Origin of the sequence: Streptomyces sp. MS191 (assembly GCF_008042125.1) — a bacterium.
Classification (GTDB): Bacteria; Actinomycetota; Actinomycetes; order Streptomycetales; family Streptomycetaceae; genus Streptomyces.
In genome coordinates this window covers 2,468,532-2,481,169 of sequence record NZ_RDBI01000040.1, presented here as the reverse complement: position 1 = coordinate 2,481,169, position 12,638 = coordinate 2,468,532, and the positions used below count along the sequence as shown (strand labels likewise).

Below are 12,638 nucleotides of genomic sequence, written 5' to 3'. Positions count from 1 at the left end.
GGACGAGGCCGAGCAGCCCAGTCTCCTCGACCGCCTCCAGCAGTCCGGCCGCGCACAGGGCCTTCCACAGCTCGGGGTCGCTGTCCCCGCCCGCGGCCGCGAGCCGATCGGGCGTGGCGAGATCGCCGAAGATCCGCGCCGCCAGCCCCTGGGCCGCGGCCAGGATCGCCTTCGCCGGGCTCCAGGCCGGGGTCTGCTCCGGCTCGCTGGCCCGCGCCGTCGCCCACACCGCGGTGCGCGAGCAGTTCGGGCGCCCTCTCGCCACCCGCCAGGCGGTGCAACTCCGCGCCGCCGACGCGTACATGGACACCGAGGCCATCCGCGTCACCGCCTACGAGGCGGCCTGGCGGCACGACCGGGCCCTGCCCGCCCGAGAGCACGCGCTGACCGCCGCCTGGTGGGCGTCGGAGGCGGGCAAGCGGGTCGTCCACGCCGGACAGCACCTGCACGGCGGCACGGGGGCGGACCTCGACCACCCCGTCCACCGGCACTTCCTGTGGGGCAGACAGCTCGACGCGTACCTCGGCTGCGGTACCGAACTCCTCGCCGAACTCGGCGACGTGCTCGCGAAGGGAGAGCCGTCATGAACCCCGGAGACGTCCTGCCGTCCCTGGAGATCCCGATCACCCGCACCCTGATCGTCGCCGGGGCGGTCGCCTCGCGGGACTACCAGGACGTGCACCACGACGCCGAACTCGCCCGGGAGAAGGGCTCGCCGGACATCTTCATGAACATCCTCACCACCAACGGGCTGGTCGGCCGCTACATCACCGACCACCTCGGTCCCGGGGCCGTGCTCCGGAAGGTGGTGATCCGGCTCGGCGCGCCCAACTACCCCGGGGACACGATGACGCTGACCGGGACGGTCGCCGAGGTCGACGGGGACACGGTCCGGGTCCGCGTGGTCGGGGCCAACGGGATCGGCCACCACGTCACCGGCACGGTGACGGTGACCCTGCCCCCGGCCCGTACCGCCGACACCGCGGCCGCACCCGCTGCCGCCCTCAGAGACGCCTCGGCCGCCGAGCCCGCCGCGGCACCCCGGAACGCACGGGAGGACCCGGCATGAGCGTCCGCAGGGCCGACAGCCTCGGCGGCCGGGCCGCCATCGCCGGCATCGGCGCGACCGAGTTCTCCAAGGACTCCGGCCGCAGCGAGCTGAAGCTCGCCGTCGAGGCGGTGCACGCGGCGCTCGACGACGCCGGGCTCGACGTCGCCGACGTCGACGGCATGGTCACCTTCACGATGGACACGAGCCCCGAGATCACGGTCGCCCAGGCCGTCGGCATCGGGGAGCTCTCGTTCTTCTCCCGCGTCCACTTCGGCGGCGGGGCGGCCTGCGCCACGGTCCAGCAGGCCGCCCTCGCCGTCGCCACCGGCGTCGCCGAGGTCGTCGTCTGCTACCGGGCGTTCAACGAGCGCTCGGGCCGCCGCTTCGGCTCCGGCGTCCAGCAGCGCGAACCCTCCGCCGAGGGCGCCGCGCTCGGCTGGCAGCTCCCCTTCGGGCTCCTGACCCCCGCCTCCTGGGTGGCCATGATCGCCCAGCGCTATCTGCACACGTACGGCCTGACACCCGAGGCGTTCGGCCACGTCGCCGTCACCGACCGCCGCCACGCCGCCCGCAACCCCGCCGCCTACTTCCACGGGAAGCCGATCACCCTCGCCGACCACGCCGCCTCGCGCTGGATCGCCGAGCCGCTGCGCCTCCTCGACTGCTGCCAGGAGACCGACGGCGGCCAGGCGCTCGTCGTCACCACGCCCGAGCGGGCCCGCGACCTGCGCCACCCGCCCGCGCTGGTCGTGGCCGCCGCGCAGGGCGCCGGACGCAACCAGGAGGCGATGACCAGCTTCTACCGGGACGACCTGACCGGCCTGCCCGAGATGGGCGTGGTGGCCCGGCAGCTGTGGCGGACGTCCGGACTGGCCCCCGGCGACATCGACGTCGGCATCCTCTACGACCACTTCACGCCGTTCGTCCTCATGCAGCTGGAGGAGTTCGGGTTCTGCGCGCCCGGCGAGGCGGCCGGCTTCGTGGCGGCGGACCGGCTGCCGCTGAACACCCACGGCGGCCAGCTCGGGGAGGCGTACCTCCACGGGATGAACGGCATCGCGGAGGCCGTGCGCCAGATGCGGGGCACGTCCGTGAACCAGGTGCCGGGCGCGTCCCGGGCGCTGGTCACGGCGGGCACCGGGGTTCCCACGTCCGGGTTGATCCTGGGCACGGACGGCTGAGGAGACGGCCCGAGCGGTGGCCGGGCGGGGCGGGCCGTTCTTCACTCGCCCCATGAACAGCTCCCTGGCCGCGGCGCTGTACCGCCGCCGGTCCGTACGGGCGCGGCTCCTGCAGGCCGCGCTCGCCGTCGCGCTGCTCGTCGCCCCCGCGACGGCCGCCCCCACCTCTCCGTCCGGCTCCGCGGGCGGAGCCGGTCCCGCCCGGACGGCCGGGTCCGAGGCCCGCGGCGCCCCGGGCGGCGACTCCGTCACCTACCGGTACTTCACCGGGAAGGGCTTCGACACCTGCGAGGCCCCGTCCCTCGCGGTGATGGAGGCCTGGCTCGCGTCGCCGTACCGGGCCGTCGGCGTCTACTTCGGCGGGCGCGGCCGGGGCTGCCCCGCGCAGCCCCACCTGAACGCGCACTGGGTCGCCTCCGTGCACGCCCAGGGCTGGCGGCTGCTCCCGGTCTTCGTCGGCTCGCAGGCGCCCTGCGTCTTCGCCGAGAACAAGAAGCACGTCCCGATCGGCGACGACCCCTGGACCCAGGGCACCGAGGAGGCGGCCGAGGCCGTCCGGGCGGCCGGCGCGATCGGGATCGCGCCGGGCAGCGCGCTCTACCTCGACATGGAGGCCTATCCGCTCACCGACTCCGTCTGCGCCGAGACCACGCTGCTCTTCGTCCGGGCCTGGAACCGGGAGGTCCGCGGGCAGGGCTATCTGCCGGGCTTCTACAGCAGCGCCGACAGCGGGGTGCAGCACATGGAGGAGGCGCGGAAGGCCGGCTACGAGGACCTCCCCGCGGTGATCTGGTTCGCGCGCTGGCTGGGCGAGCCGGCCCTCTACTCGGAGAGCGCCCTGCCCATGCCGGCCTGGCTGGAGCACGGCCGGATCCACCAGTACGCGGGCAACGTCCGCGAGTCGTACGGGGGCCGCACCCTGACCATCGACCGGAACGCCGTCGACGGGCCGGTCGCCTCCGTCGCCCCCGGCGAACCGCTCCTCCCCGTCGCCCGGACGAAGAGCAGCGTGGTCTCGGCGCAGACGGAGTCGGTGAGCGGATAGGCCTCCATGTCGAGGTAGAGCGCGCTGCCCGGCGCGATCCCGATCGCGCCGGCCGCCCGGACGGCCTCGGCCGCCTCCTCGGTGCCCTGGGTCCAGGGGTCGTCGCCGATCGGGACGTGCTTCTTGTTCTCGGCGAAGACGCAGGGCGCCTGCGAGCCGACGAAGACCGGGAGCAGCCGCCACCCGGGGGGACGTCTCCGAGACGCCCCGACCGGCCCGCGGCGCGGGGCCGGGCGCCCGCTCGCACCCCGTCACGACCCTGAGTGGCTCTCCACCTTGAGGAGGTCCAGCTGTCCCCACCCCTACAACCTGAGGCGGAGTGCGGGTCGGGACCTGGGGCCGATCCCCCGGCACCCGCCCGCTCCTAGCGTGGAAGCATGACTCCGCCACCCTCTGGCCCCGTCTGCACGGGCGCGTCCAAGGCCGCCACCGGTGTCGCCGCCGCGCCCGCCGGCCGCGCCGCCCTGGCCGCCGGCTACCCGTCGTTCGCCACCTACGTCCGGGCCCGCGGGCCCGTGCTGCTGCGTACCGCGCGCTCGCTGACCGCGAACCCGTTCGACGCCGAGGACCTGCTCCAGACCGCGCTGACCAAGACCTTCGTGGCCTGGGAACGGATCGAGGACCACCGTGCCCTGGACGGGTACGTCCGCCGCGCGCTGCTGAACACCCGGACGTCCCAGTGGCGCAAGCGCAAGGTCGACGAGTTCGCCTGCGACGAGCTGCCCGAGCCGGCCGGACTGCCCCAGGCGGACCCCGCCGAGCAGCAGGGGCTGCACGACGCCATGTGGCGGGCCGTGATGAAGCTCCCGGACCGCCAGCGGGCGATGGTCGTCCTCAGGTATTACGAGGACCTCAGCGAGGCGCAGACCGCGGAGGTGCTCGGCGTGTCGATCGGCACCGTCAAGAGCGCGGTGTCGCGGGCGCTCGGCAAGCTCCGGGAGGATCCCGAACTGGCTCCGGTGCGGTAGGGCGGCGCCGTGGGTCCGGCGCCGGCGTGCCGCGCGTCAGGCCCCGTGATCCCGTCGCCGCAGGGCGGATCCCGTGCCGGACGGAAGGCCCGGACGGGCCCCGCGCACCGCCTCCGCCAGTAATCACTGGCAATTTCAGTACTCCCGGGTAGTGACATACCGCGTGGTATGTGCGCAGAATCTGCACACCCTTACTGCCACGTAGCGCCCACCGGGAGGACGCCGTGCTGAGCACCATGCAGGACGTACAGCTGACCGTGACCCGCATCCTGAAGCACGGGATGACGATCCACGGGAAGTCACTGATCACCACCTGGACGGGCGAGCCCGAGCCGCAGCGCCGCACCTTCGCGGAGACGGGCGCACGCGCCACCCAGCTGGCCAACGCCCTGCGCGACGAACTCGGAGTCACCGGCGACCAGCGGGTCGCCACGCTCATGTGGAACAACGCCGAGCACGTCGAGGCGTACTTCGCGATCCCGTCCATGGGCGCGGTCCTGCACACCCTCAACCTGCGGCTTCCCCCCGAGCAGCTGGTGTGGATCGTCAACCACGCCGCCGACCGGGTCGTCCTCGTCAACGGCTCCCTCCTCCCGCTCCTCGCGCCGCTGCTGCCGCACCTGCCGACCCTCGAGCACATCGTGGTCGCCGGCCCCGGCGACCGGTCCGTCCTCGAGGGCGTCGCGCCGCGCGTGCACGACTACGAGGAGCTGATCGCGGGCCGTCCCACCACCTTCGACTGGCCCGAGCTGGACGAGCGTTCGGCCGCGGCCATGTGCTACACCTCCGGCACCACCGGCGACCCCAAGGGCGTCGTCTACTCCCACCGCTCGATCTACCTGCACTCCATGCAGGTCAACATGGCCGAGTCGATGGGCCTGACCGAGAAGGACACGACCCTCGTCGTCGTCCCGCAGTTCCACGTCAACGCCTGGGGCCTGCCGCACGCCACCTTCATGACCGGCATCAACATGCTCATGCCGGACCGGTTCCTCCAGCCCGCCCCGCTCGCCGAGATGATCGAGCGCGAGAAGCCGAGCCACGCCGCCGCCGTCCCCACCATCTGGCAGGGCCTCCTCGCCGAGGTCACCGCCCACCCCCGCGACCTGTCGTCCATGAGCCAGGTCACCATCGGCGGCGCGGCCTGTCCCCCCTCGCTCATGGAGGCGTACGACAAGCTCGGCGTCCGGCTCTGTCACGCCTGGGGCATGACGGAGACGTCCCCGCTCGGCACCATGGCCCACCCGCCCGCCGGACTCACCGACGAGGAGGCGTGGCCCTACCGCGTCACCCAGGGCCGTTTCCCGGCCGGTGTCGAGGCGCGGCTGGTCGGCCCCGGCGGCGAACACCTCCCGTGGGACGGCGAGTCGGCGGGCGAGCTGGAGGTCCGCGGCACCTGGATCGCCGGCTCGTACTTCGGCGGCGTGGACGGCGAGGCGATCCGCCCCGCCGACAAGTTCAGCGAGGACGGCTGGCTGAAGACCGGCGACGTCGGCGTCATCAGCCCGGACGGCTACCTCACCCTCACCGACCGCGCCAAGGACGTCATCAAGTCCGGCGGCGAGTGGATCTCGAGCGTCGACCTCGAGAACGCGATCATGGCGCACCCGGAGGTCGCCGAGGCCGCGGTCGTCGCCGTCCCGGACGAGAAGTGGGGCGAGCGCCCGCTGGCCACCGTCGTCCTCAAGGAGGGCGCCACGGTGGACTACGCGGCGCTGAAGGAGTTCCTCGGGCAGTCGGTCGCCAAGTGGCAGCTGCCGGAGCGCTGGTCGATCGTGGAGGCGGTGCCGAAGACGAGCGTGGGCAAGTTCGACAAGAAGGTGATCCGCCGCCAGTACGCGGAGGGCGAGTTGGACGTGACGCAGCTGTAGTCCACCGAGGGCCGTGACAGCGGCGGAACCACGAAGGGGAGGGGCGGTGACGCCCCTCCCCTTCGACGTGCGCGGACGTCTCCCCGGCGCCTCATCGGGCCTGCTCGGCCCTAGTTGGTGCCGATCTTCGCGAGCAGGTCCACGATCCGGGCCTGGACCTCGGTGGTGGTGGAGCGCTCCGCGAGGAAGAGGACCGTCTCGCCCGCCGCGAGCTTCGGCAGCTCCGCCTCGTCGAGACCGGTCGAGGTGTAGACGACGAGCGGCGTGTGGTTCAACTGCCCGTTCGCCCGCAGCCAGTCGATGATCCCGGCCCGCCGGCGACGCACCTGCATCAGGTCCATCACCACCAGGTTCGGCCGCATCTGCGTCGCCAGCGTGACCGCCTCCGAGTCCGCCGCGGCGCGCGCCACCTGCATGCCGCGCCGCTCCAGGGTCGCCCCCAGCGCGTCCGCGATCTCGTCGTGCTCCTCGATCAGCAGCACGCGGGACGGGTGCTGCTCGCTGTCCCGCGGGGCGAGCGCCTTGAGCAGGACGGCGGGATCGGCGCCGTACGCCGCCTCCCGGGTCGCCTGCCCGAGCCCGGCCGCGAGCAGCACCGGCACCTCGGCGGCGACGGCCGCCTGGCGCAGCGACTGCAGGGCGGTACGGGTGATGGGGCCGGTCAGCGGGTCGACGAAGAGCGCGGCGGGGAACGCGGCGATCTGCGCGTCGACCTCCTCGCGGGAGTTCACGATCACCGGGCGGTAGCCGCGGTCGCTGAGCGCCTGCTGCGTCTGGACGTCCGGTGCGGGCCAGACCAGCAGCCGGCGCGGGTTGTCCAGCGGCTCCGGCGGCAGCTCGTCGTCGACCGGCTGCGGCAGCGGCCTGTTGGCGACCTCGACCGCCCCGCCCGGACCGTCCAGCGGCTCGGGCCCCTCGGCGGAGCCCTCGGCGGGCGCTCCTATGGCGTACGAACGGCCCTCGGGGACCGAGGGCGCCCGCTTGGGCGCGGTGCCCGGCTGCGGATGGGGCTTCGTCGCGGTCTCCGTCGCCGTCCCGGCCGCCGTCGCCCCGGCCGGCTGGGCGGTGCGGTCGCCCTCGGGCGGGGTGGCGAGCCTGCGCCGCCGCCCGGAGCCGTTCGAGGCACCGTTCTGACCGCCCTGGGTGCCCCGCCCGTTCTGGGTGGCCTGGCCGTTCTGCTGCGCGGCGATCTGCTGGGCGAAGGGGACGCCCTGCCCGAGCGTGCGCACGCTGAACGCCCGGCCGCTCTGCGTGGTCGTCACGTCGGCCGGCGCCTCGGCGGGCAGGGGCTGCGCGGGGGTCGGGTGCGCGGACGTCGCCCGGGCGGGAGTCGGCAGCGCGGGCGGCAGCGGTACGGAGCCGGTGCCACCGGCCGGGGTCCCGGCCTCCTGGGCGGTGGCCGGCGCGTCGGCGGGCGCCTCCTGCGCGGCCTCGTCCCGGACGGCGGCCCGGCGCCGGCCGGTCGGTCCGGGCAGCGGGTGCGGCTGCGGAGGCGTGTGATCGGTGTCCGGGCCGGACCGGGCGGCGCCGTGCTGCCCCTCGTCGCTCACGACCATCGGCGCGGGCATCGGCATCGGCGCCGGTCCCGCGGCGGGCGCGAACGGCTGCGGGGACCCCGCCGCCGTCGCGGGGGACAGGCCCGCGGCGTCGCTCCGGTCCGCGTCACCGCGGTCGGCGTCCGCCGGCGGCAGCGCGAAGGGCGTGCGCGGCCCGGCCTCGGCCGCCGCCGCCCGCTCCTGCGCGGCGGCGAGCGCCCGCCGCCTGCGACCGGTGGGCCGGCCGTCCTCGGTGGGCTCCCCGGTACCCGCGACGGCGGGCAGCGCGCGGGCCATGGCGGGTGCCTCGGCGGGCACGCCCTGCGGCGGCACGGTGTTCCCGAGCGCGGCGCGCCCCTGGGCGCCCTCGGCCGCGGTCACCACGGCGCCCTCGGCCGGACGGCCGCGACGCCGTCCGGTGGGCTCGACCGCGACCGGCACGGCGGCCGCGCCGTCGCCGGGCAGGGCCTCCGGACCGGCAGCGGGCGTGGCCGTGCCCGCGTTCTGGGCCGGGATCAGTTCCGCCGGGCCCGGAGCCGCCTCCGTACGCCCACGACGGCGCCCGGTGGGCTCCACACCGGCCTCGACCGCCACGGGGCTCTCCAGGAACGCGTCGGTGGACGCCCTCCGGGCGCGCCGCCGTCCGCCGCCCTGGGTCTCCGAAGCCTGCGCGGGCAGCGCGAGCTGCCCGCCGCCCCCCGAGCCGTCCTGCGGCACGGGCTGCGGCTCGGGTTCGGGGACGGGCGGCGGCGCCACCGTGCCCCGGCCGGCACCGAGCGGCACCTCCAGGACGTACGCGCTGCCGCTCATCCCGGGCACCTCGTGCGTCTGCACCACACCGCCGTGCGCCGCCACGATCCCGCGCACGATGGGCTGGTGCACCGGGTCGCCGCCGGCATACGGCCCGCGCACCTCGATCCGTACGACGTCTCCGCGCTGCGCCGCCGCCACCACGATCGTGGAGTCGACGTAACCCGTACCCGCCACGACCTTGGCCTTGCCGGTCGAGTCGACCCCGGCCACGTCCGCGACCAGGTGCGCCAGCGCCGTCGCCAGCCGTCCCGCGTCGACCTCGGCCTCGATGGGCGGCGCGTGCACGGCGAACTGCGCCCGGCCGGGCCCGATGAGTTCCACGGCCCCGTCGACGCCGGCGGTCACGATCCCGTCGAGCAGTCCCACGCTCTTGGTGAGCTCCTCGGCACCGGCGTCCAGCCGCTGGTACCCGAGGACGTTGTCGACCAGCGTGGTCATCCGCGCGTATCCGGCGGCCAGGTGGTGCAGCAGCTGGTTCGCCTCCGGCCACAGCTGGCCGGCGTCGTCCGCGGCGAGCGTGGACAGCTCCGTGCGCAGCTCCTCCAGCGGCCCGCGCAGCGACTCGCCGAGGACGGCCGTCAGCTGCTCGTGCCGGGCGGTCAGCGCCTCGAACCGCTCGCTCTGCCGCTCCTGCTCCGCCGCGTGCCGCTCCGTGAGGTCGGCGAGCTCCGTGGCGTGCTTCTCGGAGAGCTTCTCGTAGGGGCGCCGGTCGGTGAAGGTCATCACCGCGCCGACGAGCTGGTCGCCGTCCCGAACCGGCGCGGTCGTCAGGTCGACCGGCACCCGGTCGCCGTTCTTCGCCCACAGCACCTGGCCGCGGACCCGGTGCTTGCGCCCGGACTTGAGCGTGTCGGCGAGCGGCGAATCCTCGTACGGGAACGGTTCGCCGTCCGGACGGGAGTGCAGGATGAGCGGGTGCAGCTCCTTGCCGCCGAGGTCGCTGGCGCGGAAGCCGAGGATCTGCGCGGCGGCCGGGTTGACGAGCACGACCCGCCCGTCGGTGTCCGTGCCGACGACGCCCTCGGCCGCGGCGCGCAGGATCATCTCGGTCTGGCGCTGCGAGCGGGCGAGTTCGGCCTCGGTGTCGAGCGTGCCCGTGAGGTCCCGGACGACGAGCATGAGCAGCTCGTCGCCGGTGTAGCCGGTGTACGAGTCGTAGGCCTCGCGCCCGTCCTCCAGATTGGCGCTGGTGACCTCGACGGCGAACTCGCTGCCGTCGGTGCGGCGCGCGATCATCCGGGTCGGCTTGGTCCGGCCCCGCTCGTCGGTGCCCTCGGGCAGCCGCATCGACCCGGGGATCAGCCGGGAGTCGAACGCGGGCAGCAGGTCGAGCAGCCCCCGGCCGACCAGAGCGGTGCCGGGGGTCTCGAACATGCCGAGGGCGATGGTGTTGGCGTTGACGACCGTGCCGTTGCAGTTGACGAGCACGAGGCCGTCGGGGAGGGCGTCGAGTATCGCTGCGAGGCGAGCAGCGCCTCGGGATGGCCTGCTGCTCACGACGACGCTTCCTCCCTGACCCACTGCACCTTGCCTGGCGGCTGGCCGCCCATCTTGCCCCGCGGGCCGCAGCCTGTCACTGAGAGGGAGTCTAAGGGCAGGCTCGACGGGCGTGGGGCACGGTCGCATGCCTCCGGCAAGATCCCGACGTCATCCTCACGTCACCCCCGCACGATCGGCAGCACCGGCTCCAGGTTCTCCCAGCGGTCGATCTCGCAGCCGTCGGCCCGGGAGAAACGGGCGTCCACGCTGCGGCCCTGCCACTTTCCGGTGATGTGGGCGAGGGCCGGGCCGCCGTACTGCTGGGTGCAGAGCCGGTCCTTGCCGACCGGCTCGAAGGGGTCCGTGCCCTGCCGCGCGATCTGCTCGAGCCGCCTGCAGGCGTCCCTGGCCGCCGGATGGGTCCCGCCGGCCTGCCCCTCGCACTCGAGCCGGAAGGTGCCGTCGGCCTTGGGGTGCCCGCTCTTGGAGACGGTCACGGTGAGGCTGTCCGCCTCCGCCAGCAGCGACAGCGGCGGAATCGGCCCCAGCACCGGGGCCTCGACGGTGCCGGCGGCGGGGGCGGCCGAGGCGGTGGCGAGGGTCGCGAAGGTCGCGAAGGTCGCGAGGACAGAGCGGCGCAGCATACGAACTCCAGGGACGCGGGTGGCAGGCGGTGATGCCCCACTCCCTCTAACGCTCCGTACTGCCGTTCGTTGCGCAACCGGAGTGCGCCGCGGGGCTTTGCCCTGGGCCCGGGAGGCCTAGTACGGTGAGAAGCGATTGGTGACACACGGCTCGCCTGTGTCATCATCTGCACGCACCATCCGCGCCCGCGCGGGGTGCATGGAGGCGTCGCCTAGTCCGGTCTATGGCGCCGCACTGCTAATGCGGTTTGGGCCTTAAAGCCCATCGAGGGTTCAAATCCCTCCGCCTCCGCCCCTACCGAAGCCCCGGCCCCCACGGCCGGGGCTTCGGCCGTTTCCGGGAGTGCACGGGTCTTGCCTTCCCGGGCGCCACCCGGTCCGGTCCCGGACCTCGTTCGGGCCCGTCCCGGCCCGTTCCGGCCCCGGGGAGCGCGTGCCCCCCTCACCCGTCCGGCGGACACACCACCGCCCTCTGAGGGTGTTTCCGCAGGTCAGAGGGGGTCTGGCTAATGGATTTCGCGTCACGGCGCAGGTCATGTAATGTTGTCCACGCAACGCCGACCGGCAAGAAAAAAGCCGGGAAGCACAAGCACTCGTAGCTTAACGGATAGAGCATCTGACTACGGATCAGAAGGTTGCAGGTTCGAATCCTGCCGAGTGCACAGCCTGAGAGGCCCCGGACGAAAGTCCGGGGCCTCTCGCGTTGTCGGGGTGTCCCACGGTGGTGACGGGACGGCAATCCGGCGCGGCTGAGGGGTGCGTGGGCGTCGGTCCCCGCCCCGGCACCCCCTAGCGGTTCGGGGGTGTCCGCGGGCGGTCCCGGTGGACGGCCGCGACCACGGCGGTCACGGCGGCGGTCACGGCGACACTCCCGATCATGACCATCCCGACGCCGATCACGAAGAGGCCGCTGGAGTCGTCCGACCAGTCGTAGAAGGCGGCCACGGTCAGCCCGGCCGAGGTGCCCAGGACCGCGTCCGTGACGTAGCCCCTGGACGCCGCCCAGTACACCGGCACCAGCAGCGTCAGCACCAGCCCGATCACCTGCCACGCCTCGTACGGGCCGGTCGTCGACCCGTCGGGGTGCACGTCGCGGTGCTGGTCCCAGCCCAGCCAGGCGGCCCACAGCGCGAGCGCCGCCAGGGCCGTCGCGAGGGTCGCCGACAGCTGAGGGGTGAAGTTCCGAGGTCCTTGTCGCATGGCCCCAGCGTGCCCGCTCCGCCCGAGCCCAGGCAGAGCGCACCTACTCAGCTTCGCCCGGGTGTTGCGACTCAGGAGGACCGCGTACGCGATCGGCCGCCGTGCGCCGAGCGAGGGACCGCGTCACCGGGGTCGTCCTCGTCGGTTTCGGGCTCAAGGCGGCCACCGCACAGTCCTGACCGCGCCAACGCGGCCGGATCGCGACCTGTCAGGACCGTGTGTCGGCGCTCACACTCGGGCGTATGGGGGCGACAGGGGACTTTCCGGGGTCGGTCTGCCAGGCGTGTGCGACGGAGGGCCCCGGCGTGCGGGCGCGGGGCCGGATCAGTCTCATGGCGGTGCTCTGCGACGCCTGCTGGAACCGCGCCGCCAACGACCTCGCCGCGGACGAGGGCGCCACGGCCGCGCCCCGGCCCGATCCGGATCCCGAGGACACCGCGTGGATCGAGCCGGCGCCCTGCCGGGCGTGCGGCGCCGAGGTGCGGGTGCTCCCGACGAACTACGACCGCTGGATCGTGCTGGCCACCGTCGAGCTGCCCGCCAAGGACGTCCCCCCGCGGTTCCGTTGGCGGCTGGTGCACGGGCAGGACGGGGCGGTGGCCGTGCGCGTCCGGGGGATCGAGCCGGCGCTCGGTGATCCGGTGGTTCCGGACCACCGCATGCTGTGCCCCGCCCAGGAGGCGGCAGCCCCTCCGTGAGACACCCGGCTCACGGGCCCGTACGGGGCCGGCCCGGGCGCCCTGGCGCGAGGGCCGCGCGGCCGCCGTCCCGTGGCGCAGACTGGTCACTCCGGAGGCGTGGGACGGGAGTGAGCACGTGGTGTGGCGGTGTGCCGGGTTGCGGTGGAACGG

General features: G+C 74.3%; 10 protein-coding genes, 2 tRNA genes and 1 pseudogene. 9 read left to right on the top strand and 4 right to left on the bottom strand.

What is annotated here, in order from left to right; all coding sequences use genetic code 11:
- The 4 genes from EAO71_RS18445 to EAO71_RS18430 all read left to right on the top strand — a co-directional run.
- Nucleotides 1-587: acyl-CoA dehydrogenase family protein (locus EAO71_RS18445; RefSeq protein ID WP_147979379.1), on the top strand; the 587-nt coding region annotated here is incomplete at its 5' end.
- Entirely contained in the window at nucleotides 584-1,069 is a 486-nt protein-coding gene (locus EAO71_RS18440; RefSeq protein ID WP_147978711.1) for a MaoC family dehydratase, read from the top strand. The genes EAO71_RS18445 and EAO71_RS18440, both read left to right, overlap by 4 nt.
- Nucleotides 1,066-2,232 carry a lipid-transfer protein gene (locus EAO71_RS18435; RefSeq protein ID WP_147978710.1) on the top strand — a complete coding sequence of 389 codons (1,167 nt, stop codon included), beginning with the start codon at nucleotides 1,066-1,068 and terminating at the stop codon, nucleotides 2,230-2,232. The genes EAO71_RS18440 and EAO71_RS18435 overlap by 4 nt, the downstream gene beginning before the upstream one ends.
- A gap of 52 nt (nucleotides 2,233-2,284) precedes the next feature.
- Entirely contained in the window at nucleotides 2,285-3,277 is a 993-nt protein-coding gene (locus EAO71_RS18430; RefSeq protein WP_147978709.1) for a DUF1906 domain-containing protein, read from the top strand.
- Between the two features lie 5 nt (nucleotides 3,278-3,282).
- Here EAO71_RS18430 and EAO71_RS18425 read toward each other — a convergent pair.
- Nucleotides 3,283-3,453: pseudogene (locus tag EAO71_RS18425) on the bottom strand (hypothetical protein); the annotation flags it as partial.
- Between the two features lie 201 nt (nucleotides 3,454-3,654).
- On the opposite strand from EAO71_RS18425, the gene EAO71_RS18420 reads away from it, so the two are divergent.
- Nucleotides 3,655-4,245: a SigE family RNA polymerase sigma factor gene (locus EAO71_RS18420; protein ID WP_147978708.1), complete on the top strand. Its 591-nt coding sequence runs from the start codon at nucleotides 3,655-3,657 to the stop codon at nucleotides 4,243-4,245.
- 224 nt (nucleotides 4,246-4,469) lie between these two features.
- Nucleotides 4,470-6,116 carry a long-chain fatty acid--CoA ligase gene (locus EAO71_RS18415; RefSeq protein WP_147978707.1) on the top strand — a complete coding sequence of 549 codons (1,647 nt, stop codon included), beginning with the start codon at nucleotides 4,470-4,472 and terminating at the stop codon, nucleotides 6,114-6,116.
- A gap of 110 nt (nucleotides 6,117-6,226) precedes the next feature.
- On the opposite strand, the gene EAO71_RS18410 is transcribed toward EAO71_RS18415, so the two are convergent.
- Together EAO71_RS18410 and EAO71_RS18405 are read right to left on the bottom strand one after the other, a co-directional pair.
- On the bottom strand, nucleotides 6,227-9,961 hold the full coding sequence (locus EAO71_RS18410; protein WP_147978706.1) for a PAS domain-containing protein: 3,735 nt from the start codon (nucleotides 9,959-9,961) through the stop codon (nucleotides 6,227-6,229).
- 161 nt (nucleotides 9,962-10,122) lie between these two features.
- Complete coding sequence (locus EAO71_RS18405) at nucleotides 10,123-10,587, bottom strand: SSI family serine proteinase inhibitor (RefSeq protein WP_147978705.1); 465 nt, start codon at nucleotides 10,585-10,587, stop codon at nucleotides 10,123-10,125.
- A gap of 201 nt (nucleotides 10,588-10,788) precedes the next feature.
- Between EAO71_RS18405 and EAO71_RS18400 the strand changes: the two genes are divergently transcribed.
- Nucleotides 10,789-10,879: transfer RNA gene (locus EAO71_RS18400), tRNA-Ser, on the top strand.
- A 297-nt stretch (nucleotides 10,880-11,176) separates the two neighbouring features.
- Nucleotides 11,177-11,249 (top strand) — tRNA-Arg (locus EAO71_RS18395).
- A gap of 127 nt (nucleotides 11,250-11,376) precedes the next feature.
- Here EAO71_RS18395 and EAO71_RS18390 read toward each other — a convergent pair.
- The gene (locus EAO71_RS18390) at nucleotides 11,377-11,787 is read right to left on the bottom strand and encodes a hypothetical protein (RefSeq protein WP_147978704.1); all 411 of its coding nucleotides are present in this window, start codon (nucleotides 11,785-11,787) and stop codon (nucleotides 11,377-11,379) included.
- Between the two features lie 242 nt (nucleotides 11,788-12,029).
- On the opposite strand from EAO71_RS18390, the gene EAO71_RS37760 reads away from it, so the two are divergent.
- On the top strand, nucleotides 12,030-12,485 hold the full coding sequence (locus EAO71_RS37760; protein WP_187282704.1) for a DUF6083 domain-containing protein: 456 nt from the start codon (nucleotides 12,030-12,032) through the stop codon (nucleotides 12,483-12,485).
- The last annotated feature ends 153 nt before the right edge of the window (nucleotides 12,486-12,638 follow it).

Coding starts and splice junctions, on each gene's coding strand:
- EAO71_RS18440 (WP_147978711.1), top strand. CDS start 584: ATGAACCCCGGAGACGTCCTGCCGTCCCTGGAGATCCCGATCACCCGC.
- EAO71_RS18435 (WP_147978710.1), top strand. CDS start 1,066: ATGAGCGTCCGCAGGGCCGACAGCCTCGGCGGCCGGGCCGCCATCGCC.
- EAO71_RS18430 (WP_147978709.1), top strand. CDS start 2,285: ATGAACAGCTCCCTGGCCGCGGCGCTGTACCGCCGCCGGTCCGTACGG.
- EAO71_RS18420 (WP_147978708.1), top strand. CDS start 3,655: ATGACTCCGCCACCCTCTGGCCCCGTCTGCACGGGCGCGTCCAAGGCC.
- EAO71_RS18405 (WP_147978705.1), bottom strand. CDS start 10,587: ATGCTGCGCCGCTCTGTCCTCGCGACCTTCGCGACCTTCGCGACCCTC.
- EAO71_RS18390 (WP_147978704.1), bottom strand. CDS start 11,787: ATGCGACAAGGACCTCGGAACTTCACCCCTCAGCTGTCGGCGACCCTC.
- EAO71_RS37760 (WP_187282704.1), top strand. CDS start 12,030: ATGGGGGCGACAGGGGACTTTCCGGGGTCGGTCTGCCAGGCGTGTGCG.